The organism is Pseudoalteromonas rubra (assembly GCF_005886805.2).
Classification (GTDB): Bacteria; Pseudomonadota; Gammaproteobacteria; order Enterobacterales; family Alteromonadaceae; genus Pseudoalteromonas; species Pseudoalteromonas rubra_D.
Genome location: NZ_CP045429.1, coordinates 17,388 through 41,840, shown reverse-complemented (window position 1 = coordinate 41,840; position 24,453 = coordinate 17,388). Strand labels below are relative to the sequence as shown.

20 protein-coding genes and 3 rRNA genes are annotated in these 24,453 nt (G+C 48.8%); 7 read left to right on the top strand and 16 right to left on the bottom strand.

Features of this window, described 5'->3' with window-relative positions:
* Window positions 1–1,720: 1,720 nt before the first annotated feature.
* The 3 genes from rrf to CWC22_RS00165 all read right to left on the bottom strand — a co-directional run bounded on the left by rrf (window position 1,721) and on the right by CWC22_RS00165 (window position 6,633).
* Window positions 1,721–1,835 (bottom strand): 5S ribosomal RNA (rrf, locus tag CWC22_RS00175).
* 115 nt (window positions 1,836–1,950) lie between these two features.
* A 23S ribosomal RNA gene (locus CWC22_RS00170) occupies window positions 1,951–4,830 on the bottom strand.
* Between the two features lie 270 nt (window positions 4,831–5,100).
* A 16S ribosomal RNA gene (locus tag CWC22_RS00165) occupies window positions 5,101–6,633 on the bottom strand.
* The 16S, 23S and 5S rRNA genes sit together here, the layout of an rRNA operon.
* 621 nt (window positions 6,634–7,254) lie before the next feature.
* On the opposite strand from CWC22_RS00165, the gene CWC22_RS00160 reads away from it, so the two are divergent.
* Entirely contained in the window at window positions 7,255–7,803 is a 549-nt protein-coding gene (locus CWC22_RS00160; protein WP_125561220.1) for a gamma carbonic anhydrase family protein, read from the top strand.
* Here CWC22_RS00160 and CWC22_RS00155 read toward each other — a convergent pair.
* Both CWC22_RS00155 and aroE read right to left on the bottom strand, forming a co-directional pair.
* Window positions 7,789–8,028 (bottom strand): DUF1488 domain-containing protein, encoded by a 240-nt coding sequence (locus tag CWC22_RS00155; RefSeq protein WP_125561217.1) that lies wholly within the window; start codon window positions 8,026–8,028, stop codon window positions 7,789–7,791. The genes CWC22_RS00160 and CWC22_RS00155 overlap by 15 nt on opposite strands.
* Entirely contained in the window at window positions 8,025–8,846 is an 822-nt protein-coding gene (aroE, locus tag CWC22_RS00150) for a shikimate dehydrogenase (protein ID WP_125561215.1), read from the bottom strand. Before aroE ends, CWC22_RS00155 begins: the two co-directional genes overlap by 4 nt.
* Before the next feature lie 29 nt (window positions 8,847–8,875).
* On the opposite strand from aroE, the gene CWC22_RS00145 reads away from it, so the two are divergent.
* Complete coding sequence (locus tag CWC22_RS00145; RefSeq protein WP_125561213.1) at window positions 8,876–9,337, top strand: group II truncated hemoglobin; 462 nt, start codon at window positions 8,876–8,878, stop codon at window positions 9,335–9,337.
* 103 nt (window positions 9,338–9,440) lie between these two features.
* Entirely contained in the window at window positions 9,441–11,048 is a 1,608-nt protein-coding gene (locus CWC22_RS00140) for a methyl-accepting chemotaxis protein (protein WP_125561211.1), read from the top strand.
* A 55-nt stretch (window positions 11,049–11,103) separates the two neighbouring features.
* On the opposite strand, the gene hemF is transcribed toward CWC22_RS00140, so the two are convergent.
* The 6 genes from hemF to CWC22_RS00110 form a co-directional block, all read right to left on the bottom strand.
* The gene (gene hemF / locus CWC22_RS00135; protein ID WP_138536345.1) at window positions 11,104–12,033 is read right to left on the bottom strand and encodes an oxygen-dependent coproporphyrinogen oxidase; all 930 of its coding nucleotides are present in this window, start codon (window positions 12,031–12,033) and stop codon (window positions 11,104–11,106) included.
* Between the two features lie 5 nt (window positions 12,034–12,038).
* Window positions 12,039–12,614, bottom strand: a complete 576-nt coding sequence (locus CWC22_RS00130; protein ID WP_138536343.1) for a Sua5/YciO/YrdC/YwlC family protein — start codon at window positions 12,612–12,614, stop codon at window positions 12,039–12,041.
* On the bottom strand, window positions 12,611–13,180 hold the full coding sequence (locus CWC22_RS00125; protein ID WP_125561205.1) for a type I DNA topoisomerase: 570 nt from the start codon (window positions 13,178–13,180) through the stop codon (window positions 12,611–12,613). The genes CWC22_RS00130 and CWC22_RS00125 overlap by 4 nt, the downstream gene beginning before the upstream one ends.
* Before the next feature lie 140 nt (window positions 13,181–13,320).
* Entirely contained in the window at window positions 13,321–13,794 is a 474-nt protein-coding gene (locus CWC22_RS00120; protein ID WP_010384823.1) for a DUF494 family protein, read from the bottom strand.
* Between the two features lie 2 nt (window positions 13,795–13,796).
* Window positions 13,797–14,876: a DNA-processing protein DprA gene (gene dprA / locus CWC22_RS00115; RefSeq protein ID WP_138536341.1), complete on the bottom strand. Its 1,080-nt coding sequence runs from the start codon at window positions 14,874–14,876 to the stop codon at window positions 13,797–13,799.
* Window positions 14,877–14,941: 65 nt separating this feature from the next.
* Entirely contained in the window at window positions 14,942–16,063 is a 1,122-nt protein-coding gene (locus CWC22_RS00110) for a LysM peptidoglycan-binding domain-containing protein (protein ID WP_138536339.1), read from the bottom strand.
* Between the two features lie 116 nt (window positions 16,064–16,179).
* Here CWC22_RS00110 and def point away from each other — a divergent pair, with 116 nt between their 5' ends.
* The 4 genes from def to trkA are packed head-to-tail and all read left to right on the top strand — an operon-like array spanning window position 16,180 to window position 20,357.
* Window positions 16,180–16,689, top strand: a complete 510-nt coding sequence (def, locus tag CWC22_RS00105; RefSeq protein WP_125561199.1) for a peptide deformylase — start codon at window positions 16,180–16,182, stop codon at window positions 16,687–16,689.
* A gap of 46 nt (window positions 16,690–16,735) precedes the next feature.
* The gene (gene fmt / locus CWC22_RS00100; RefSeq protein WP_138536337.1) at window positions 16,736–17,680 is read left to right on the top strand and encodes a methionyl-tRNA formyltransferase; all 945 of its coding nucleotides are present in this window, start codon (window positions 16,736–16,738) and stop codon (window positions 17,678–17,680) included.
* Window positions 17,680–18,963, top strand: a complete 1,284-nt coding sequence (gene rsmB, locus CWC22_RS00095) for a 16S rRNA (cytosine(967)-C(5))-methyltransferase RsmB (protein WP_125561195.1) — start codon at window positions 17,680–17,682, stop codon at window positions 18,961–18,963. Before fmt ends, rsmB begins: the two co-directional genes overlap by 1 nt.
* Before the next feature lie 17 nt (window positions 18,964–18,980).
* On the top strand, window positions 18,981–20,357 hold the full coding sequence (gene trkA, locus CWC22_RS00090; RefSeq protein ID WP_010384830.1) for a Trk system potassium transporter TrkA: 1,377 nt from the start codon (window positions 18,981–18,983) through the stop codon (window positions 20,355–20,357).
* 35 nt (window positions 20,358–20,392) lie between these two features.
* On the opposite strand, the gene CWC22_RS00085 is transcribed toward trkA, so the two are convergent.
* The 5 genes from CWC22_RS00085 to CWC22_RS00065 form a co-directional block, all read right to left on the bottom strand.
* On the bottom strand, window positions 20,393–21,079 hold the full coding sequence (locus CWC22_RS00085; protein ID WP_010384831.1) for a flagellar brake domain-containing protein: 687 nt from the start codon (window positions 21,077–21,079) through the stop codon (window positions 20,393–20,395).
* Between the two features lie 86 nt (window positions 21,080–21,165).
* Window positions 21,166–21,654: a hypothetical protein gene (locus tag CWC22_RS00080; RefSeq protein WP_125561193.1), complete on the bottom strand. Its 489-nt coding sequence runs from the start codon at window positions 21,652–21,654 to the stop codon at window positions 21,166–21,168.
* A 331-nt stretch (window positions 21,655–21,985) separates the two neighbouring features.
* Window positions 21,986–22,198 carry a hypothetical protein gene (locus tag CWC22_RS00075; RefSeq protein ID WP_138536335.1) on the bottom strand — a complete coding sequence of 71 codons (213 nt, stop codon included), beginning with the start codon at window positions 22,196–22,198 and terminating at the stop codon, window positions 21,986–21,988.
* An 82-nt stretch (window positions 22,199–22,280) separates the two neighbouring features.
* Window positions 22,281–23,732 (bottom strand): TrkH family potassium uptake protein, encoded by a 1,452-nt coding sequence (locus CWC22_RS00070; RefSeq protein ID WP_010384834.1) that lies wholly within the window; start codon window positions 23,730–23,732, stop codon window positions 22,281–22,283.
* Between the two features lie 76 nt (window positions 23,733–23,808).
* Window positions 23,809–24,426: a YigZ family protein gene (locus tag CWC22_RS00065; protein ID WP_138536333.1), complete on the bottom strand. Its 618-nt coding sequence runs from the start codon at window positions 24,424–24,426 to the stop codon at window positions 23,809–23,811.
* Window positions 24,427–24,453 lie beyond the last annotated feature (27 nt).

Here is a 24,453-nt window from a genome sequence, read left to right as displayed (position 1 = left end):
TTTGAATCCGAAGATTCGTGCTCAATGAATTCTGATTTTGATTCTTTCGAATCGAATTGACTGTGCTGAATAAACTATGTTTATTCTGTTGGTCACTCAGTTCAGTTGAGACTCTAAATTTTTGTGCGTCATTCAGTAAACTGAAATTCGCTGTTAGAACTCAATCTGTACGAGTGCCCACACAGATGATTGCTTCATATTTTTAAAGAACTATGTAACTAAACTTCGTTAGTTACCGCAGCCTCGCTGCGAAGTGGAGCGCCATATTAACCGCTTCACTTTTAAAGTCAACTAGAAAATTTAATTTTTCTTAATTAAGCTTTCCGTTTGGCTTTCCCTTCACTTAACTCGTTGCTTTTCAGCGTTGTGCTCCGTGTCGGTGGATGCGCATTATAGGGAAATCGAAAACCATTGCAACCCCTTTTTTCTCTTTTTTTATTAATAAAATGACCTCTACTTTCACCCTCAGAATATACATAAATTAAAAACAAGATATACACACCACACTGTGGATAAGATCACATAATTACGTCATTACACCGACCATATTGCTCACAGCCAGCTTTCAGTATCGTCCTCTGCCGGGAGTATTAGAAACTCATATAATAAATAAACTAGAAAAGTTTAATCGCGAGGGCGTCATTGCATTTCTTTACTAGCTCAATAATAAACAATATAACAAGCAAGCGATCTCCTGGTAGCAGCATCAAATCATCCTAATTCTATTTCGCACCTGACGCCACAGTGTCGTCGTCCTGCACTCGATGTAGGATCTTATAGAATCTTTTGGAGGTGTTATTAATCATTGCAGTTGGTGGCTAAGGAAACTTCAGCGCTGCTGGCATCACTCGATATATAGATACATGGTTGCATGAATAGACATGGGCGAAAATAACCTAATTACGTGTCGGGTAATCATTGTCAGGTCGATGTGTCATTCATACTCATCATGTGACCTGTTAATAGTTCCCGCATCAAGTGCGGGATTTTGTTCAACCATTTTCTTGGTGTTGCCTAAACCTGAAGAAAACTTCAGCGTTGTTCGTCATAAGAGATATCTGGATATATGGTTACATAGATGCACAGGGCGAAAATAACTTATACCAATTTGCTTAATTAAGTGATCTATTTTGAGGCGAGAAAATAGGGTCGATAACAAGGCAAAAATTTTGCTATTTAGTTGTTCTAAATAAGAAATTTTTAACGCCGTTAGCGTCCTATTTGCTCCTTCAAATAGACCAGGTATTAAGTGAAATTGGTATTAATTAGCCGCTTGGCAGTGATTGCCTGGTCGACGTGTCATTCATAGTCGCCGTGTGGCCTGTGAGCAGTTCCCGCATCAAGTGCGGGATGACGGTGGTGTGGGGTTTATGATCGGGAAGTTATACAACTTTTTTAAATCGCACAAAGCAAAAAACCCGTCGCATTGCTGCAACGGGTTTGACGTACATGGAAGTACGAATGTCGATGATATTCATGGGTGAATTGCGACCGAAGCACCGCTTCGCGGCGCAATGAACGCGAGGCATGGACGCCGAGCCGGGAGCCCTCCACAAGGAAGTGTCCCCAAAGGTTGTTCAGTACAAGTTTTACGATCCAACCCAGCTTCATGGGTGAATAGGCGATGCTATTCTATCTACAGCTACAGCTCATCGGCGCTTTTTAAATCGCACAAAGCAAAAAACCCGCTGCATTGCTGCAACGGGTTTCTTTTATTAGGCCCTGGCGATGTCCTACTTTCACATGGGAAACCCCACACTATCATCGGCGCTATTTCGTTTCACTACTGAGTTCGGCATGGAGTCAGGTGGTTCCAAAATGCTATGTTCACCAGGAAATTCTGTGTGCAAGATGTTTATCAACATCTCACTAAAATCTGGAAAAGCGTATTAAATTCTTTCGTCTACTTTAATTCTTAACTTCTAACAAACAAAACCACTTTGGCGTTGTATGGTTAAGCCTCACGGGTAATTAGTACGAGTTAGCTCAATGGCTCACACCACTTCCACATCTCGCCTATCAACGTTGTAGTCTTCAACGGCCCTTCAGTTGACTTAAAGTCAAAGTGAGAACTCATCTCGAGGCTCGCTTCCCGCTTAGATGCTTTCAGCGGTTATCGATTCCGAACGTAGCTACCGGGCAATGCCATTGGCATGACAACCCGAACACCAGCGGTTCGTCCACTCCGGTCCTCTCGTACTAGGAGCAGCCCCTCTCAATTCTCAAACGCCCACGGCAGATAGGGACCGAACTGTCTCACGACGTTCTAAACCCAGCTCGCGTACCACTTTAAATGGCGAACAGCCATACCCTTGGGACCGACTTCAGCCCCAGGATGTGATGAGCCGACATCGAGGTGCCAAACACCGCCGTCGATATGAACTCTTGGGCGGTATCAGCCTGTTATCCCCGGAGTACCTTTTATCCGTTGAGCGATGGCCCTTCCATTCAGAACCACCGGATCACTATGACCTACTTTCGTACCTGCTCGACGTGTCTGTCTCGCAGTTAAGCTGGCTTCTACCATTACACTAACCGTACGATGTCCGACCGTACTTAGCCAACCTTCGTGCTCCTCCGTTACTCTTTGGGAGGAGACCGCCCCAGTCAAACTACCCACCAGGCACTGTCCTCAACCCCGATTAGGGGCCTAAGTTAGAACATCAACACTACAAGGGTGGTATTTCAAGGACGGCTCCACGCAATCTAGCGACTGCGCTTCAAAGCCTCCCACCTATCCTACACATGTAGGGTCAATGTTCAGTGCCAAGCTGTAGTAAAGGTTCACGGGGTCTTTCCGTCTAGCCGCGGGTACACAGCATCTTCACTGCGATTTCAATTTCACTGAGTCTCGGGTGGAGACAGCGTGGCCATGGTTACACCATTCGTGCAGGTCGGAACTTACCCGACAAGGAATTTCGCTACCTTAGGACCGTTATAGTTACGGCCGCCGTTTACCGGGGCTTCGATCAAGAGCTTCGCCTAAGCTAACCCCATCAATTAACCTTCCGGCACCGGGCAGGTGTCACACCGTATACGTCATCTTACGATTTTGCACAGTGCTGTGTTTTTAATAAACAGTCCCAGCCACCTGGTCACTGCGGCTCTCGCCTGCTTACGACGCGAAGTCTTCACAAGTAAGAGCGTACCTTCTCCCGAAGTTACGGTACAATTTTGCCTAGTTCCTTCACCCGAGTTCTCTCAAGCGCCTTAGTATTCTCTACCTGACCACCTGTGTCGGTTTAGGGTACGATTCGATATAAACTGAAGCTTAGAGGCTTTTCCTGGAAGTAGGGCATCAACAACTTCACCACCGTAGTGGCTCGTCTCGACTCTCAGCCTTAGCGACCCGGATTTTCCTAAGTCACCAGCCTACAGCCTTTCACATGGACAACCAACGCCATGCTTGCCTAGCCTGCTCCGTCCCCCCATCGCATTTATACCAAGTACGGGAATATTAACCCGTTTCCCATCGACTACGCTCTTCAGCCTCGCCTTAGGGGTCGACTCACCCTACCCTGATTAACATGGGATAGGAACCCTTGGTCTTCCGGCGTGCGGGTTTTTCACCCGCATTATCGTTACTCATGTCAGCATTCGCACTTCTGATACGTCCAGCAAACCTTACAGTTCACCTTCAGCCGCTTACAGAACGCTCCCCTACCCCGCGAACTAAGTTCGCAGCCGTAGCTTCGGTGGTATGTTTAGCCCCGTTACATCTTCCGCGCAGGCCGACTCGACTAGTGAGCTATTACGCTTTCTTTAAAGGATGGCTGCTTCTAAGCCAACCTCCTAGCTGTTTTAGCCTTCCCACATCGTTTCCCACTTAACATACACTTTGGGACCTTAGCTGACGGTCTGGGTTGTTTCCCTCTCCACGATGGACGTTAGCACCCACCGTGTGTCTCCCGGATAGTACTTTACGGTATTCGGAGTTTGCAAAGGGTTGGTAAGTCGGGATGACCCCCTAGCCTTAACAGTGCTCTACCCCCGTAAGTATTCGTCCGAGGCTCTACCTAAATAGATTTCGGGGAGAACCAGCTATCTCCCGGTTTGATTAGCCTTTCACTCCTAGCCACAGGTCATCCCCTAACTTTTCAACGTTAGTGGGTTCGGTCCTCCAGTCAGTGTTACCTGACCTTCAACCTGCCCATGGCTAGATCACCGGGTTTCGGGTCTATACCCTGCAACTTAAGCGCCCAGTTAAGACTCGCTTTCGCTACGGCTCCCCTAAATGGTTAACCTTGCTACAGAATATAAGTCGCTGACCCATTATACAAAAGGTACGCAGTCACCCTCGAGGGGCTCCTACTGCTTGTACGTACACGGTTTCAGGTTCTATTTCACTCCCCTCACAGGGGTTCTTTTCGCCTTTCCCTCACGGTACTGGTTCACTATCGGTCAGTTGGGAGTATTTAGCCTTGGAGGATGGTCCCCCCATATTCAGTCAAAGTTTCACGTGCTCCGACCTACTCGATTTCACTTTAAATAAGTTGTCGTGTACGGGACTGTCACCCTGTATCGTCATACTTTCCAGAATGTTCCACTAACTACATTAAAGCTTAAGGGCTAATCCGATTTCGCTCGCCGCTACTTTCGGAATCTCGGTTGATTTCTTTTCCTACGGGTACTTAGATGTTTCAGTTCTCCGCGTTCGCTTCATACAGCTATGTATTCACTGCATGATGACCCAAAGGGCCGGGTTTCCCCATTCGGAAATCCTAGTCTCAAGTGCCTCTTACTGGCTCAACTAGGCTTATCGCAAGTTAGTACGTCCTTCATCGCCTCCAACTGCCAAGGCATCCACCGTGTACGCTTAGTCACTTAACCATACAACCCAAAATAGTTTTGAATTGCACTGCTAAAGACAGTTTTAACTTCGCCAGAAGTTAAGTAATACTAAAGTAGACGCTAATTAATCACTAAATGATTAATCGGCATTTTTCTTTCGAAAACTCTATAGAACAACAATTTTCATTGTCATTCCGAGAATTTAATATCAGCTTTCCAAATTTTTAAAGAGCAATATCACTCAGTAAGTTACCTTACCAAGCAACAATCATCTGTGTGGACACTTCGAACAAATTAGTTCTAAGTCGATAAGGAGGTGATCCAGCCCCAGGTTCCCCTAGGGCTACCTTGTTACGACTTCACCCCAGTCATGAATCACTCCGTGGTGAACGCCCTCCCGAAGGTTAAGCTATCCACTTCTGGAGCAACCCACTCCCATGGTGTGACGGGCGGTGTGTACAAGGCCCGGGAACGTATTCACCGCGGCATTCTGATCCGCGATTACTAGCGATTCCGACTTCATGGAGTCGAGTTGCAGACTCCAATCCGGACTACGACATACTTTAAGTGATTCGCTTACTATCGCTAGTTCGCAGCACTCTGTATATGCCATTGTAGCACGTGTGTAGCCCTACACGTAAGGGCCATGATGACTTGACGTCGTCCCCACCTTCCTCCGGTTTATCACCGGCAGTCTCCTTAGAGTTCCCGACCGAATCGCTGGCAACTAAGGATAAGGGTTGCGCTCGTTGCGGGACTTAACCCAACATCTCACAACACGAGCTGACGACAGCCATGCAGCACCTGTATCAGAGTTCCCGAAGGCACCAAACCATCTCTGGTAAGTTCTCTGTATGTCAAGTGTAGGTAAGGTTCTTCGCGTTGCATCGAATTAAACCACATGCTCCACCGCTTGTGCGGGCCCCCGTCAATTCATTTGAGTTTTAACCTTGCGGCCGTACTCCCCAGGCGGTCTACTTAATGCGTTAGCTTTGGAAAAGTTGTCCGAAGACCCCAGCTCCTAGTAGACATCGTTTACGGCGTGGACTACCAGGGTATCTAATCCTGTTTGCTCCCCACGCTTTCGTACATGAGCGTCAGTGTTGACCCAGGTGGCTGCCTTCGCCATCGGTATTCCTTCAGATCTCTACGCATTTCACCGCTACACCTGAAATTCTACCACCCTCTATCACACTCTAGTTTGCCAGTTCGAAATGCAGTTCCCAGGTTAAGCCCGGGGCTTTCACATCTCGCTTAACAAACCGCCTGCGTACGCTTTACGCCCAGTAATTCCGATTAACGCTCGCACCCTCCGTATTACCGCGGCTGCTGGCACGGAGTTAGCCGGTGCTTCTTCTGTCAGTAACGTCACAGCTAGCAGGTATTAACTACTAACCTTTCCTCCTGACTGAAAGTGCTTTACAACCCGAAGGCCTTCTTCACACACGCGGCATGGCTGCATCAGGCTTGCGCCCATTGTGCAATATTCCCCACTGCTGCCTCCCGTAGGAGTCTGGACCGTGTCTCAGTTCCAGTGTGGCTGATCATCCTCTCAAACCAGCTAGGGATCGTCGCCTTGGTGAGCCGTTACCTCACCAACTAGCTAATCCCACTTGGGCCAATCTAAAGGCGAGAGCCGAAGCCCCCTTTGGTCCGTAGACATTATGCGGTATTAGCCATCGTTTCCAATGGTTGTCCCCCACCTCAAGGCATGTTCCCAAGCATTACTCACCCGTCCGCCGCTCGTCATCTTCTAGCAAGCTAGAAATGTTACCGCTCGACTTGCATGTGTTAGGCCTGCCGCCAGCGTTCAATCTGAGCCATGATCAAACTCTTCAATTAAAAGTTTTTTGTTTGAAGTAAACTTCAAACCATGCTCAATGAATTCTGATTTTGTCTGTTTCTACTTTTAAAAAAGTAAAATCAAAACGAATTGACTATGTTAGTCACTCAGTTCAGTTGAGACTCTAAATTTTTGTGCGTCATTCAGTAAACTGAAATTCGCTGTTAGAACTCAATCTGTACGAGTGCCCACACAGATGATTGCTTCATATTTTTAAAGAACATAATCCGGTTACCCGGTGCGACTCAATGTCGCCGCGCTGTTAGCGCTGAGGGTTGTGCATTCTAATCACTTCCCATTTTATGTCAACACTTAATTTTGAGAAATTTCAGAATCAAGTTTTATTTGACTCCCAACTCGTTGGCTCATTGCTTTTCAGCGTTGTGCCCCGTGTCGGTGGATGCGCATTATAGGGAAATCGAAACCCAGCGCAACCCCTTTTTTGAAGAAAAGTGAGAAAAACAATGCGTTCGGACAAAAATCACACCAAACCTAGTAAAAGTGAATGTAAAACATGCAATATTGCACTTTTTTGAGGCTGGAGTTCTACAAGGCAAAGCTCTACACTGGGACTTATCACTGAGACTATCGGTAATAGCAGGTAAAAAAGGGATACTAAAATGACAAATAAGTACAAAGGCAGAAGTTATAAAGGCAAAACCCCAAAACTAGCCACCGGCGTGTATGTGGATGAAAGCGCCGTTCTGGTTGGTGATATCGAAGTGGGTGAACACAGCAGTGTCTGGCCTTTAGTGGCTGCACGAGGCGATGTCAATTATATCCGGATTGGTCAACGCACCAATATTCAGGATGGCAGTGTATTGCACCTTACGCGATCAAGCGCTGGAAACCCGGATGGTTACCCTTTGATCATTGGAGATGATGTTACCGTTGGTCACAAAGTGATGTTACATGGCTGCCAGCTGGGTAATCGCATCCTGGTCGGTATGGGCGCGATAGTTATGGACAATGTTGTCGTAGAGGACGATGTGATCATCGGTGGCGGTGCTTTAGTCCCCCCTAATAAACGTCTTGAATCGGGCTACCTGTATGTAGGCAGCCCGGTTAAACAAGCTCGTCCACTCAACGAGCAGGAGATTGCGTTTCTCAAAACATCGGCGCAGAACTATGTCGAACTAAAGGATGACTACCTCTCAGAGCTGGACTAACTCGATTTCTCCTTGTGCCGAGTACGCCTCGTCTTCTATTAGCTGCTCGGCTTGCATTTCATAATCAAACTGATGTGCTTTAAAGTGCGTGAGGGCCTGTTGTTTGGTTAGGGAGGTCGCAATCACACAAGAAACCAGCATCCCCGACACCATGGCCGTGAAAATCAAACATTGCCGGGTCTCATCGTAGTGAATATCATCATTGATTAGGATTTGCTGATTCACAGGCTCCCCTCTTTCATTGCATTAAGCACAGGCGCTACCTCTGGTGTTTGGCCTCGCCACAAGGCAAACGCTTCAGCCGCCTGCCCTACCAGCATCCCCATACCATCTACACACTCTGCTGCTGCATTGTGAGTAGCAACCCAGGCTAAGAAGGCAGTTTGCTGATCGCTGTAGAACATGTCGTATGCCAGCATACAGGTACTCACATGCTGTGGGTCGATATCAGGCACTTGACCTGTCACACTCGACGACGTTGAATTGATCACCAGATCATAGCTCTGCACAGGCACCTCATTCAGTGCCACCCCCTGAACATTGCCATAGTCAGAAAACAACTGCGCAAGTTGCTGCGCTTTTTCCGCGGTGCGATTGGCAATCACAACACTTGCTACCCCGGCCTGCAAAAGCGGATACACACAACCGCGAGCAGCACCTCCTGCACCAATCAACAGAATGCTGGCACCTGATAAAGTCTCGGTATGACGCAATAAGTCAGCAACGAGTCCTGCACCATCTGTATTATCACCCAGCAATGCCCCATCTGGTTGCGGCAACAAAGTATTGACCGCACCGGCTAATTGAGCCCGTTCCGTCAACTGCCCGGCCAATTGATATGCTCGCTCTTTAAAAGGCAGCGTGACATTTGCACCCAAGCCTCCTTCGGCAAAAAAAGTCGTAACGGCCGCTTCAAACTCAGGGAGCTCGGCCAGTATAGCCCGGTACTCGATGACTGAATTAAACTGACCAGCAAATTGCGTATGAATGGCAGGAGATTTAGAATGCTTAATTGGGTTTCCAAAAACCGCGTATTTATCCATTGAACAGCCTAACTATATAGTGATGTTATATGAAGCAGTTAATTAAACGTATCTTTAACCAAGATGCAAGTGACAATCAATCCTCAGGTACAACACACCAGGCACCAACGCCCGAGAAAACACCCTACGAGATCATAGGCGGTGAAACTGGGACCCGAGCACTGGCTAACCGTTTCTATGACATTATGGAAAGTGACCCTTACGCAAAACCTCTATACGATATGCATCCATTACCCTTGGATCGCATCCGTCAGGTGTTTTTTGAGTTTTTATCAGGCTGGCTGGGTGGCCCAGACTTGTTTGCGGAGCAATATGGCCACCCCAGACTTAGAATGCGCCATATGCCGTTTACGATAAATAAAGACCTGCGCGATCAGTGGATGTATTGCATGGACAAGGCACTGGATCTGGAAGTGGACAACCCTTTGTTACGAGAAGGGTTGCGAAAATCGCTGGCTCAATTAGCCACTCACATGATAAATCACGACTAAAGTATTAATTTTATATTAAATTAGCGCAATAATTTTTTGCGCTAAGTCAAACTGGCCTGGTTACTAAACACGCATAATAACGGCTCAGCTTTTTTAAGGTGCGATGCGTGTGAAATCCATTCAACATAAAATTTATGCGTTACTTGCCATTACAGGCGTGCTGGTACTCATCGCCAGTATACTAAGTAACTCCAGCCAACAAAAACAACTGGCCGAAGAAACCGTCGAGACCAATATTCGCTTATTGGCAGACAACTATTTCGATTCGATCAACACCATGATGCTCACGGGCACCATGGCAAACCGTGAGATCCTCAGCGATAAGATGCGCAATCACGATAATATTGAAGATGCGCATATCATTCGGGGCGATAAAATTAACAAGCTATATGGCATGGGTAATCCTAACCAGCAACCCACCAGCGACGTGGAGCGGGCGGCATTACAAGGTGAGGAAACACTGGTCATTGAACAGCGTGACGGCAAGCGTATCATGACCTACCTTAAGCCAATGGTGGCAAGAGAAAACTATAAAGGGACTAACTGCTTAGGGTGTCATCAGGCACAAGAAGGTGAGGTGCTGGGTGCGGTGCGCATTAGTTACTCACTCGAAGACATTGACGATACCGTACACAATAACACCTGGATCAGCACAGGCTTGCTGACCGGCATCTTTGCCACCACCTTTGTCATTCTGGGTATCATCTTCCGTAAGCTCTTTATTGTCCGACTGAAAACACTGGGTCGTACGATGCGCCTGGCCACCCAGAATAAGGACCTGTCATTACGTATCGACGATACTATAGACGATGAACTGGGTCGGCTAGCCATTAACTTCAACAAGATGATGGCCTCATTTAAAGATAACATTGCCCAGGTATCAGCCTCATCCCATGTCCTGATCCAATCAGCTGAGCAAATCTACAACGCTGCTGACACCACAGAGCAGGCCATTCAGGAACAGAAACAAGGCACTGATTCAGTCGCTGCCGCTATCAATGAACTGGAAAGCTCGTCCAGCGAGGTAAAGAATACCACCCACTTTGCTTCTGAAAAGTCCGATAGCAGTAATCACCTGGCCGAGCAAAGCATGGCGGTTGCGGAACATACGGAGCAGAGCATCAATCAGCTGGCACGTGATGTACGCCAGGCAGCCGATCAGGTCAGTCAGCTGCAGACTCAGACCTTAGAGGTAGGTAAAGTCCTGGAAGTGATCAGCAGTATTGCCGAACAAACTAACTTGCTGGCGCTGAATGCGGCTATCGAAGCGGCGCGTGCCGGAGAAGCAGGCCGCGGGTTTGCTGTGGTTGCCGACGAAGTCCGTACCCTTGCGACCCGCACGCATGACTCAACGGACGAAATCAAACGCACCATCGACAAGCTGCAAAACGAAGCAGCGCAAACCGTGAGCGCCATGAGTGCGTCTTGTGAGGAAGCCGATGATCGCGCCATGCAAGTGAAACAGGTGGCACAGGCACTCAAAGATATTTCTAATCAGATGCATGAGATTAACGCACTGAATGTGCAAATTGCCGATGCGACGGAGCAACAGAATCTGGCCGCAGAGGAGATCAATCAGAGTGTGGTCGCTATTCGTGACAACGCAGAGCAATCTTTGATTGATGCTCATGGCAGCAAGCAGATCAGTGAAAACCTACTTGAACTGGCCCGCTCTTTAGATGAGCAAGTACGCAGCTTCCGGCTTGAATAACCGGGTCCTGAAATAAAAAAGGCGCCGTCGGCGCCTTTTTTATTAAGTCATTGAGCTAGTCCTCTAACGAGGTCATTGCCAACCAGTCTCGCGGACGCAGGAAATGCTTATACAGCATAGCCTCTGGCGAATCATCGGCTGGCGTAAAGTCATATTCCCAGCGAGCTAATGGTGGCATAGACATCAGGATTGACTCTGTTCGCCCACCCGTTTGCAGACCAAACAAAGTACCCCGGTCCCAGACCAGGTTAAACTCCACATAGCGACCACGACGATATAACTGGAACTGACGTTGTGCTTCATTGAATGGCGTGTCTTTGCGCTTCTCCATGATAGGCACATACGCTTTCAGGAAACCTTTGCCAACCGCCTGCATATATTCAAAGCTGGTATTAAAACCCCACTGGTTTAGGTCATCAAAGAACAAGCCACCCACACCCCGGGTTTCTTTACGGTGTTTAAGATAGAAATAATCATCACACCACTTTTTATGCTCATCATAGACCTGCTCACCAAACGGCGTACACAGTGCCTTAGCCACACTATGCCAGTGCTTAACATCTTCCAGTACAGGATAGAAAGGCGTCAAGTCAAACCCACCACCGAACCACCAGATGGGTTCTTCACCTTCTTTTTCGGCAATGAAGAAACGCACATTCGCGTGACTGGTTGGGATGTGTGGATTTTTGGGGTGGATCACCAAAGACACACCACAGGCATGGAAGCTGCGCCCCGCCAGTTCAGGCCGATGTGCTGTTGCGGATGCTGGCATTGACGCGCCATAAACATGGGAGAAGTTTACTCCCCCCTGCTCGATTACTGCACCGTCACGCATCACACGAGTACGACCACCGCCGCCTTCTTCGCGCTGCCACGCATCTTCTATAAACTTGCCACTGCCATCCGCTTGCTCCAGACCCTGGCATATTTCGTCCTGCAGGGCGAGTAAGAACGCTTTAACGGACTCTAAGTTCACCTGACTCAAGGTCGTTAACTCCTTATGATTTTGCCACTCAGGGCATCACGGATCTGACTTGGGCTGGTTTGCTTACCCAATTCGCCCGACTGATAAAATGCCACTCGATCACCAAAAGCAGCCTCAGCCTCAGCCAGCGTCTTGGCTGGCTCTTCGCCGCTAAAATTCGCACTAGTAGAAACAATCGGTTTACCAAATGTCTGACACAGCTGTTTAACGACAGGGTGATCGGTCACTCTAATTGCAATGCTTGGGTTGCCGCCGGTCACCCACTCTGGGGCTGTCGCCTTGACTGGCAACAACCAGGTCACAGGGCCTGGCCAGGAGGAAAATATTTCGGCACGTTTATCCTGCGGAATTTTACTGTCATCAACGTACGGCAGGCACTGTGCAAAATTATCGGCGATCAGGATCAGCCCTTTCTCTACCGGGCGGTCTTTCAGTGCTAACAGCGCATGGACGGCTTGTTCGTTATCGGGATCACAGCCCAGACCAAAAATCGCTTCGGTCGGGTAACAGATCAGCCCCCCTTGCTGTAATGCTTCGACGGCATTTTGGGGTAACTGGCGTTGCGTGTCTTGTTCGCTCACTGAGGCTCCTCAATTGTATGCTGACAAACTTTCTGCGGGCATTGTAGCACAGCTTTTCCACCCCGGTGTTTTTGCACCATGACGGGCCAGCCACAGGCCTCACAAGGATGTGCTATCGGTGGATGGTTAACGCTATACTTGCATTGTGGATAGGTATCGCAGGCGTAAAAAAACTTGCCATACTTATTTTTACGTTTATGTAATGTGCCTTTGTGGCATTTGGGGCAAGGCGGACCAGGCGCTTCTTCCGGCTCTTCATCATGAGCAATATAATGACACTGAGGATAGCCGGTACAGCCAATAAACATCCCATAACGGCCATTGCGCACCACTAAAGGTTCGCTACATAAAGGACAGGCACTGTCTTCAAGCACCTTAATGTCGTGGTTATCATGGTGGGCGATGGCGCGAATATAATCGCACGCCGGATAGCTGGCACATCCAAGGAAAGGACCTGATTTACTGTGTTTGATCACCAATTCGGAGCCACATTTAGGACACACTTCATATTCCCGTTCCAGGGCATGCTGGTCTGCATTAAACAATGAATGATCTATTTTACTCATAACAAGTCCCCGTCCACTTCACCCCTTTGGTTTGCGCCCATAATAGTATCAAGGGAACGTGATATAAGGAACACAGTTACGTCAGTCAGGCAATCTGCCTGACTTAACGACATCGCCTTTCGGGATAGAATAAGAGAAACTCAGTGCAACGGGCCGGTTGGCTCTTCAAAGATCAGGTCTTCCATCTGCGCATAGGCATGCTCTTTACCGGGGACATTAAACAGTACCATTAGGATCACCCACTTCAGATCGTCCAGACAGATGGCCTTCTTATCCAACGCGCATAAACGGTCAATGACCATTTCACGCGTGGTGCTATCTATCACCCCGATTTGCTCAACAAACATCAGAAAGCCCCGACATTCGATGTCCAGCATGGCACATTCTTGCTCAGTGTAGATCCGGATCGCGCTATCCGGGCGGGCGTTTAAATAGGGAATTTCATCAGATTGTTGTAAATCGGCCAGTTGTTCAAGCCAGTCCAGTGCTTTGTAAATCTCGTCTTGATTAAAACCGGCCCCGACCAGTTCATCTGTGAGTTCGTTTTGTTCGACGAAGATATCCGCTTCGCTGTGAATATAGTTTTCGAATAAATACATTAGGATATCAAACATAATTAACCCCTCGCTAATTTGATGTAGCCGTCTAGTACGCGTTCTACTTTGTCTTCAAGCTCAAGGTCCAGCAGTCTGGCAAGCACCCTTTCTACTGGCCACTGGGTCCTCTGCGATAAGGTATCTACACTGGTTACCTCAAAGCCGAGATGTTGCAATACGGGGCAGTGCTCCTGTTGTTTATCACTTTCTACTATATATAGACCGTTTTCGGAGAAAAATCTTACCTCTTCGAGAATATCATCAACTCGCTCGGTGAGTTTTGCGCCCTCTTTTAACAGATAATGACACCCCTGAGACAAGGGGTTTCTGATCGACCCGGGCACAGCAAACACTTCTTTGTTCTGCTCCAGAGCATAACGCGCGGTGATCAAAGAGCCACTTTTTATTTCAGCTTCAACCACAAGCACCCCCAACGACAGTCCGGAAATAATGCGATTACGACGTGGAAAGTGCTCGGCTCTGGGCTGACTCCCAGGCAAAAACTCGCTGATCAACAGGCCCTGCTCAGCCACCTGCTGATACAAGTGAAGATGTCGTCGCGGATAAATCACATCAACACCGGTGCCAAGCACAGCCAAAGTCGGTCCCCCCTGACTCAACGCCCCCTGATGAGCCGCGCCATCTATGCCTCTTGCCAGACCTGAGGTCACCGCCATACCCACGTCACTGAGCGAGCGACCAAACTCCCGGGCAATATCTAATCCGGTGGCTGTGGCGTTACGACTACCAACAATGGCAATTTGTGGTTGAGACAGCAAAGACAATCGTCCTTTGCAAAATAACATCAAGGGGGCACTACTGATCTGTTTTAACAGCGGGGGATACGCAGTATCAAAATAACCAACTAACTGAATATGCTGCGCAATACATTGCTGTATCAGAGTATCTATCTTATGCCAGTCTGGCGCTTGCAGATAATGAACAGCATCCTGAGATAGCCCAAACTCGCGCAATGTGGTGGCGGTGGCAACAAAGAGTTCGGCAGGTGAGAGGTGTTGAGTCGCGCGCTCCAGTGTGCGACTCCCCAACCCTGGGCATAGTCTCAGTGCCAGACTGTGCCGTAAATCCAGTGTTGTCATGCTCCCTCCTTGAGCCTGTCCAGTTACTGTGCTTAATTCAATCAGCTTTATTTAGGCGAGGAAGATTAACGACTGCTAACTGAATCTCCCACTCTTACGGGCTGTCGGGTCTTAGTGACCATGGCATAACTAATGTTGTCATATACTTTAAACAGCATCAGTTCACCCACTTTTTCCTGTGGCATATGCCAGACGACGCTGTCTTCGTCATTCCCTTCACCAAACCATTCGCTAACTTCGGTGATCACCTTATCCAGGCTGCTGGCATCCTCGACATAACTTGGGCCCGCGTCACTTTCAATCACTGTAGGAGACTGACGATGAATTGCAAGTACATTCCCCTCTTGCAGGTCATCTTTACGACCTAAGTCGATAACCACCACCGCCATGGTACTGAATTCTCGCAGTTTATTACTGCTAGCAATGATATTGCCAGAAATGGCCTGAGCAGGCTGAGTCATTTTAAAGTTAGCCGAGTAACTTTGCCCGCTGGAGATGGGCATCAACACATCACTGGGTTTCACTTCCCGGCGCACTGATTCTATTTTTACCGTGCTTGGCTGACCTGCCTCAATGTTGCCAGTCCTTATCACCCGGCCCGTTCCGACCAGAATCGACTCATAGGCCAATATCGCGCCGTTATCCGGGTCACGGTAAGCATCTCCTTTGCGGTAGATACCATAGTTGCCACCCCGGGGGAGATCCCCTTTTACATATAAAAGGTGTCCTTCTATGTTCATTTTATAATTAAAGTTTGACCCCAGCACCATAGGCAATTGCGCAAAGTCGCCTTCAGCCATCGCTTGTTCAAAGCGCATAAACGGTTCCATTACCGCCAATGGCAAGGTAGGTATGGCCTGATTTTTATCGCTTACAACACGAACCTGAGGGGACAACCGACGTACCCCTTTAGCCAGGCTTAGACGCGGATTACCCTCGCTGTCGTAATGTAGCGATAACACGTCCCCCGGATAAATCAGATGCGGGTTCTTGATCTGTGGATTCCACTGCCACAATGCAGGCCACTTCCAGGGACTGTTCAGATACAGACTAGAAATATCCCAAAGGGTATCCCCTTTCTTAACAACATAACGCTCGGGCGCACTGGTTTTTACCGCCAGCGTTTGTGCTAGGGCAGGAAAAACAGCACTCGTTGCCAGCAAAAGGGCGGCAATATGAGATTTCATGCAGGCTTCCTTGAGTTATTTTTCGATATTATCCACCAAAACCTGTTAAAGGGGAACGTGAATGGCTAAAATAAGAGCATACATTACCCCATTTAATTCAAGTGTAAAAGGTATCTATGGCTAAGTTAGCAGTACTGAGTTTTCCAGATGAACGTTTGCGCACGGTTGCAAAACCGGTTGCCGAAGTAAATGACGAGATCCGTCAGATCGTCGCAGACATGCTGGAAACTATGTATGAAGAAAATGGTATTGGCCTTGCTGCTACGCAGGTAGACATTCACCAGCGTATTGTGGTGATCGATGTCTCAGAAGAGCGCGACGAACCGCGTGTGTTGATCAACCCGGAAATCATCGCAAAAGATGGCTCTACCATCAGTGAAGAAGGCTGCTTATCAGTGCCTTACTCCTATGCCAAAGTGGATCGCGCAGAAACGGTGACGGTTAAAGCACTTAACGAGCATGGTGAAAACTATGAGTTTGACGCCGACGGCTTACTGGCCGTGTGTGTGCAACACGAACTAGACCACCTGCAGGGCAAGTTGTTCATCGATTACTTGTCGCCGCTAAAACGCCAGCGGATCCGCAAAAAAATCGAAAAAGAAGCCAAACTGGCGGCACGCGCGTAAGCGTGTCGTTATCGACTATCAATATACTACCTAACTGGAACCTCAAGTGAGCAAATCTCTGCGTATTGTCTTTGCGGGCACCCCGGATTTTGCTGCCAAGCATTTGGCTGCACTGATCGCATCACATCATGACGTTGTCGCTGTTTACAGCCAACCAGACCGCCCCGCCGGCCGCGGTAAAAAACTCAAAGCCAGCGAAGTGAAAACTCTGGCACTGGAACACGATCTGCCCGTCTACCAACCACAATCACTCAAGTCTGACGACGCACAGGCTGAACTTGCTGCACTGAATGCCGACGTAATGGTGGTGGTAGCGTATGGCCTACTGTTGCCTAAAGCCATTCTGGACACACCTCGTTTGGGCTGTCTGAATGTCCATGGTTCAATTCTGCCACGCTGGCGTGGTGCAGCCCCAATCCAACGTGCCATCTGGGCAGGCGATAAAGAAACCGGCGTGACCATTATGCAAATGGATGAAGGCTTGGACACCGGCGACATGCTGCACATCGCTACCTGCCCGATTGATGAAGACGAAACCAGTGCCAGCCTGTATAACAAGCTGGCCGAGCTCGGACCGGACGCGCTGGTTGCCACATTGGATAAACTGGCTGCTGGCACGCTGAACGCCGAGCCACAGGATGACGCCCAGGCCAATTACGCCAAAAAGCTCTCTAAAGAAGAAGCCAATATTGACTGGCAACTAGACGCACTGCAAATTGAGCGTAACATTCGCGCCTTTAACCCCTGGCCAGTATGCTACACCCAGATGCAGGGCCAGACAGTTAAAATTTGGCAAGCCCAGGTTGTCTCTAATAAAGGCACACCCGGACAAGTACTCAGCGCAGACAAGAACGGGATCACTATCGCCTGTGGTGAGCAAGCACTGACCATCACACAGCTCCAACCGCAAGGTAAAAAGCCCATGTCGGCACAAGACTTCCTGAATGGCCGCAGCGACTGGGTAGCCCCCGGTAGCCAGGTGGGTGCCTGATGGCCAATGTACGCGCGCTCGCCGCGCAAACTCTGTTTCAGGTCGTTGATAAAGGCCAGTCCCTGACAACCCAACTGCCTTATGCCAGCCGTCAGCTGCCAGTGAAAGATCGCGCCCTGTTGCAACAGATCTGCTATGGCGTTTTACGCCACCTGCCCAGTCTGGAACACTATTGCCAGCAATTGCTCGAGCAACCACTCAAAGGTAAAAACCGGGTATTCCAGTTTTTGTTATACGTGGGTATTTATCAGTTGCAACATATGCGCGTGCCTGCTCACGCCGCAGTGGCAGAAACGGTCAATGCAGCCAATAAACTACAGGCACCAGGTTTGAAGGGGCTAATCAACGCAGTACTACGTAACTTCCAACGTGCTCAGGACACGTTAGAAGCCAGCGCCAATGCAATCCCGGTCTGTCGGTACAACCACCCGGGCTGGTTCATTAAGAAACTGCAAGCCGCTTACCCACAGCAGTGGGAAGAAATTTTAACAGCCAATCAGCAACAGGCACCTATGTGGCTACGCGTTAACCAGCGTCAATCAACCACAGCAGATTATGCAGAGCGTCTTGATGCACAAGGCATTGCTCATACCCTGGATGCGGACTTTGCAGATGGCATTTTGCTGACCAAACCTGTTGATGTTCAACAATTGCCTGAGTTTGCTCAAGGTGCCAGCTCAGTGCAAGATGCAGCAGCGCAAATGGCCGCCCGTTTGCTTGCACCACAAGACGGCGAGCATATTCTGGATGCCTGTGCCGCACCAGGAGGCAAAACCTGTCATATTCTCGAATTAGCCGATGCCAATGTGATTGCTTTGGATGCCGATGGTGAGCGCCTGAAACGCGTTGACGAAAACCTGCAGCGTCTGCATCTCAGTGCGCAGTGCCTTGAAGCCAATGCGGCCGCACCAGATACCTGGTGGCAAGGTGAACAGTTCGATCGCATTTTATTAGATGTGCCCTGCTCAGCAACTGGCGTGATCCGTCGACACCCGGACATCAAATGGTTGCGTCGCGCCACCGACATTGATGAGCTCGCAACTTTACAGGCCAGTATTCTGGATGCAATCTGGCCATTACTCAAGCCCGGCGGTACCTTAGTGTATGCGACCTGCTCCGTGTTGCCTCAGGAAAACGCAGAGCAAGTCGCAGCGTTTTTATCACGCACGGCGGATGCTCAACTCACGCCATTGCACGACCAGGACACACCAGACACGCCTGGCTTGCAACTGCTGCCAGGTCATACTGATGGCTTTTATTACGCACGGCTGGAAAAACAATAATAGCGCTTAACTAACGTATGAAAATCATAATCTTAGGTGCCGGACAAGTCGGTGGTACACTGGCCGAAAACCTGGTCGGCGAACAGAATGAAATTACCGTTGTCGATATTGACGGAGAACGATTAAGGGAATTGCAGGACAAGTATGACCTGCAAGGCGTGACGGGACATAGTGCCCACCCGGATGTGCTCCGACAAGCCGGTGCCGAAGATGCCGATATGGTCATTGCGGTGACCAGTTCGGATGAAGTGAATATGATCGCCTGCCAGGTGGCATATAGTATTTTTAATACGCCCACTAAAATTGCCCGGATCCGCTCTGAGCAATATCTGAAGTATCGGGAAAAGTTATTTCATAACGACGACTTACCGGTCGATCACTATATTGCACCAGAGCAACTGGTGACCCGTTATATTCGCCGCCTGATCGATTACCCCGGCGCATTGCAGGTACTGCAATTTGCCGAGGGTATGTTATCTCTAGTGGCTGTTAAGGCTTACTATGGTGGTCTGCTGGTTGGCTATGCACTGTCTGCATTAAAAGAGCATATCCCGAATGTAGATACCCGGGTCGCTGCCATTTACCGTCAGGGCAAAGCCATTAAGCCGTTAGGCACCACTGTGATAGAAGCCGACGACGAAGTGTTCTTCATTGCAGCCACTAAACATATCCGTGCGGTCATGAACGAGCTGCAAAAGCTCGAACGGTCTTATCGTAAAATTATGATCGCAGGTGGTGGTAATATCGGTGCCGGTCTGGCCAGATCATTAGAAAAAAATCACAGTGTTAAACTCATCGAGCGTAATCATGACCGGGCATCGTCCTTGTCAGAAATGCTCGACAACACCGTGGTCTTTTGTGGTGATGCGTCTGATCAGGAACTGTTATCCGAAGAACATATTGAACAGGTTGATGTGTTCATTGCGGTCACCAATGACGATGAAGCCAACATCATGGCAGCGATGCTGGCCAAACGCATGGGTGCGCAGAAGACCATGGTGCTCATCCAGCGAGGCGCGTACGTTGACCTGGTACAGGGAGGAGAAATCGATATTGCGATTTCACCTCAACAAGCGACCATTTCAGCCCTGCTCACCCACGTCAGACGTGGTGATATAGTGAACGTTTACTCACTTCGTAAGGGCGCTGCTGAAGCCATTGAAGCCGTTGCACACGGCGACGAGAACACCTCAAAAGTGGTTGGCCGTGCCATTCGGGACATCAAGTTGCCAGCAGGCACTACCATTGGTGCCATAGTTCGTGACGACGAAGTACTGATAGCCCACGATGACACCATCATCCTCTCAGGAGATCATGTCATCATGTTTCTGATCGACAAAAAACAGATTGGTGTGGTTGAAAAGCTCTTCCAGGTCAGCGCACTGTTTGTGTAATGCTCAGACCCTGGCTGACCAACTGGTTTGGTCAGCTAGTGCTCGTCTTCTTCAGACAGAATAGACAAATCTATCAGGTAGTCTTTTAACACCGCTTTGATGGTCGTATCCGGGCCCACGACCTGGATCCCCAACGACACATTGCCCTCTGCACTTTCAATAATACGGCACACTTTGCCTTTGATAGCAGACGCATTGTCGTCTTTACCTTCAATCAATACTTCACAGTTTTCTGACTCCAGATCGTCAGGCAGGTGTTCTTTTTGAATATCAAACATCATACCCGACAGCGAAATGTCTTTGATCACGCCCACTTCATTGTAATCGGGCAACTGCAAAATGGCAGGAATTAGGGCTGGTACGCGGGTTTGAGCGCGCAGCTGATAGGTTTGTACTTCATGGGGATAGTAAAGAAAAATAAGCCGCGCGGGGTGATTACTAATGGCTTTAATGGTCTCTTTGAAAGCAATGATCTGCCCATTACTATCTTCAGGCAGGGCCCGGACGATGATCTCCGTCCCCGTCTTCACATAATCAGCCGCCGCGCCGAGTCGCTTAGGGTTGGGATAATTTAAAATAATATACTGATCTTCAAGCACCCCGATAAACTCAGTACGGACGCGTTTCCGGCTGGCTGGCATGACAATTTCAATATCAATCAGACTGCCCGCGGGGATCTGCGTTAAGTGCTTCCTGCTCCGTTGCGTTTTACGCTTCAACATCTTGTAACCCTGCTAACTACTCTGCTGATAGTGTAGCAGCAAAATGCAATTAATATAATGGTTTCAACCCCATTACAGGAACAGGCTTACCCCTGTTGTAAATGTCCTTTCAGCAAAATTGCCGCATCTCTGAGTGTCATCATACGGCTTTGCACTTCAAGAGTACTCAGTGCCAGATGTTGCTCATAATGTTCGGTAAAGAACAGCATAGGTTCACCATTACGTTTTGTAATAAAAGTAATACCCAGCATGTGCTCGTGATCAGTGTGTGTTAGCTTTCCGGTGTGTTCTTTGAGTACCAGAGGAGGCAAAGTACGCGTTTGCCACAATGCATTTTCTGAAATAATACCGATCACACACTCACTGACTTCGACGCCATCGTAACGCTGTAACGGGACACTGCCGTGAGCGGATGGCAAACAGCTATCGTACTGTAAGCACCCGGTCCCACTCATATATTGGTTGAGCTGAGCCACACATTCAGTTAAGTCACTGGCGCCGCCAGCCAGATTTACCCGGCTGATCATCCCTGCTTGAATTGCTTTATGTTTATTTTGATGTGACATGGCAAACATCTCGGCCATTCCTCATAGTTTTGTTTTCTGGCAACACCCACTGTCCGGTGTGGGTAACTTAAAAAGTAGGGTATTTACCCTGACGATACAAATATGACACCACTGCTAATGAAAAAATGCATTTTTTGCGTTTTTTGATATATTTTTTTAACTGGCGTTAATTTGACTAATGCGTGAGTTTATAGGAAACAAAATAAACCAATGATTTAAATAGAATTGTAATTTTTTTGAAATGTAAAAGTCAGAAGAACAAATATTAAAAAATTTACAAACATACCTTAATCAGGTCATTTTAATATGCAAAAGCAGTACGCTGAGCAATAGGCTTGTCTTACTTTGTGTCAACAACTAAGCAATCAGGCAGGTCTTTTTTGGATGGAAGCTGAAACAAATAAAAACCAGCCAACCCCTCGACACTTAGGCCAGCTAATTTAGATTGATGCAGAAAGCCTTCCATGGCGATGTATTCCGGCTCGGCCAGCCACAGCTCGGTGCCCCCGGCCTCGCGTTCGGCCAACCAGTTTAGATTGGTGCAGAAAGCCATCCATGGCGGTGTATTCCGGCTCGACCATCCAAGGTCTCGCGTTCGGCCAGCTGCGATATGCCACTGGCATATCGGTCTGGCCTCACCCACGCCAGAACGTGGGGGTGAACAGTACTAACAGGGTGAAAATTTCAAGACGGCCGAATACCATGGCCAAGGTTAATATCCATTTCGCTGAGTCGGGGATATCCCCATAATGTGCCGCAACATCACCCAATCCCGGGCCAAGGTTATTTAAACATGCCGCGGTTGCTGAGAACGCCGTGATGTTATCCAGTCCGGTGCCCAGCAAAGCAATCATGATGATCACAAAGACCAGTGCATAGGCCGAGAAAAATCCCCATACGGCTTCGACTACTTTATCGGGCAGTGCCTTACGCCCCAGCTTAATGGAATATATGGCACGAGGGTGCACCAGACGATTCAGCTCTCGGATCCCCTGTAAGTAAAGCAGGAATACCCGCACCACTTTCATGCCACCGCCGGTTGACCCAGCACAACCCCCAATGAAACTGGAAAAGATCAGCAAAATAGGCAGGAATAATGGCCAGGCCGCAAAGCTGTCTGTGGCAAAACCTGCGGTGGTACTGATAGAGACCGCCTGAAACAGCGCATGATCCAGCGTTTCATCACCATTGCTGTATACCTGCTTAGACGACAGCACCGCAAAACATAACACCACCAGCGCAAGCTGAATAAACAAAAAGACTTTGAGCTCAGGGTCTCTGAAGTAAACTTTAATGTTACGACCCGCCACGGCGGCATAATGCAGTGAAAAGTTGGCTGCGGCAATGAGCAGGAAGAACACACAAATGGCATTGATCATTGGGCTGTCGAAGTGGCCTATTGAAGCGTCATAGGTTGAGAACCCGCCAATAGCAATGGTTGCAAACGCATGACAGATAGCATCGAACCAGCTCATCCCGGCCCAGGCATAAGCCAGCGTACAGGCCAGTGTCAAAGTCACATAGATATACCATAAATGCTTGGCGGTATCGGCTATCCGGGGGGTCATTTTCGAGTCTTTAACCGGACCGGGTGTCTCGGCCCGGTATAGCTGCATGCCACCAACGCCTAGCATTGGCAATACCGCAACGGCCAAAACAATGATCCCCATACCACCGAGCCATTGCAATTGCTGACGATAAAAAAGGACAGATTTGGGCAAGTATTCGATGCCCGTCAATACCGTTGCCCCTGTGGTTGTCAGGCCAGAAAAGGCCTCAAAAACCGCATCGGCAAACGACAGATTGGGTTCACTTAAGAAGATCAGCGGCACAGCCGCAAAAGCCCCCAGTACCAGCCAGAACAAGACCACGATCAAGAAGCCCTCTCTGGCTTTCAGATCGCCCTGCTCTTTGCGGTTTGGGTAGTAGGCCATCAGGCCAATCAGCACGCTAAAGATAAATGCCAGGACAAACGGCACACCACCGCCGTCCTTATAGATCAAAGACACCAGAGCCGGTGGCACCATAGTCAGACTAAAGAGCGCTACAAGCTGTCCGAGTATCTTTATAATGGTACGAAATTGCATGGCGCGATTCGCGAGTTATTGTAATTACACCTGATTGTCTAATACATCACTCAGTTAGTAAACCGCGAAACCCGTCTCAAGACGCTTTGAACCTCAGTGACACGGCGCCATGAGTCAGATCATGCACCGACGCAATCGCTGTTTTTGCTTCACGACTATCCAGTTCAATCTCCCAAGAGATAGAGGCACCATACTGCTTATCTATGTTAAGCACGGTGTACTGGCTATTAAGGTGCTGCTCTATACTCCCCTGCAGACCATAGTCAGATTCACCTACTAAGGTACTGGCAGGGATCTTGATTTGTGTCGGCAGTGTGTCCAGCGCATTGTTGAGTGTTCCGCCATAAGCACGCACCAGCCCCCCCGTACCAAGCTTGATACCCCCAAAATAACGCGTAGTCACGGCGGTGATCTCTCCAAGTCCGGAGCCCAGCAACACATTCAGCATTGGTTTACCGGCCGTGCCATTGGGTTCCCCATCATCTGAAAAGCCCAGTACATGACTGCCACCCGGCGCCCCGGCGATATGGGCCCAGCAATTATGCCGGGCATCCGGATATTGCTCGTTAATAGCCCGGATAAACGCTTTAGCATCCTCTAGAGTGGGCGTATGGGCAATGTGCACGATAAACGTGCTTTTCTTAATTTCTTCGTGATGTGAAATGGTACTGCTTGGAATGGCGTATTCAGACATGGGAATTCAACAAAACAACACAGGGAG

Coding starts and splice junctions, on each gene's coding strand:
- CWC22_RS00070 (WP_010384834.1), bottom strand. CDS start 23,732: ATGCAATTTCGTACCATTATAAAGATACTCGGACAGCTTGTAGCGCTC.
- CWC22_RS00145 (WP_125561213.1), top strand. CDS start 8,876: ATGAAGCAGTTAATTAAACGTATCTTTAACCAAGATGCAAGTGACAAT.
- CWC22_RS00080 (WP_125561193.1), bottom strand. CDS start 21,654: ATGTTTGCCATGTCACATCAAAATAAACATAAAGCAATTCAAGCAGGG.
- aroE (WP_125561215.1), bottom strand. CDS start 8,846: ATGGATAAATACGCGGTTTTTGGAAACCCAATTAAGCATTCTAAATCT.
- CWC22_RS00065 (WP_138536333.1), bottom strand. CDS start 24,426: ATGTCTGAATACGCCATTCCAAGCAGTACCATTTCACATCACGAAGAA.
- trkA (WP_010384830.1), top strand. CDS start 18,981: ATGAAAATCATAATCTTAGGTGCCGGACAAGTCGGTGGTACACTGGCC.
- dprA (WP_138536341.1), bottom strand. CDS start 14,876: ATGACAACACTGGATTTACGGCACAGTCTGGCACTGAGACTATGCCCA.
- CWC22_RS00075 (WP_138536335.1), bottom strand. CDS start 22,198: ATGGCTTTCTGCACCAATCTAAACTGGTTGGCCGAACGCGAGGCCGGG.
- CWC22_RS00140 (WP_125561211.1), top strand. CDS start 9,441: ATGCGTGTGAAATCCATTCAACATAAAATTTATGCGTTACTTGCCATT.
- rsmB (WP_125561195.1), top strand. CDS start 17,680: ATGGCCAATGTACGCGCGCTCGCCGCGCAAACTCTGTTTCAGGTCGTT.
- CWC22_RS00125 (WP_125561205.1), bottom strand. CDS start 13,180: ATGAGTAAAATAGATCATTCATTGTTTAATGCAGACCAGCATGCCCTG.
- def (WP_125561199.1), top strand. CDS start 16,180: ATGGCTAAGTTAGCAGTACTGAGTTTTCCAGATGAACGTTTGCGCACG.
- CWC22_RS00085 (WP_010384831.1), bottom strand. CDS start 21,079: ATGTTGAAGCGTAAAACGCAACGGAGCAGGAAGCACTTAACGCAGATC.
- CWC22_RS00120 (WP_010384823.1), bottom strand. CDS start 13,794: ATGTTTGATATCCTAATGTATTTATTCGAAAACTATATTCACAGCGAA.
- CWC22_RS00110 (WP_138536339.1), bottom strand. CDS start 16,063: ATGAAATCTCATATTGCCGCCCTTTTGCTGGCAACGAGTGCTGTTTTT.
- CWC22_RS00160 (WP_125561220.1), top strand. CDS start 7,255: ATGACAAATAAGTACAAAGGCAGAAGTTATAAAGGCAAAACCCCAAAA.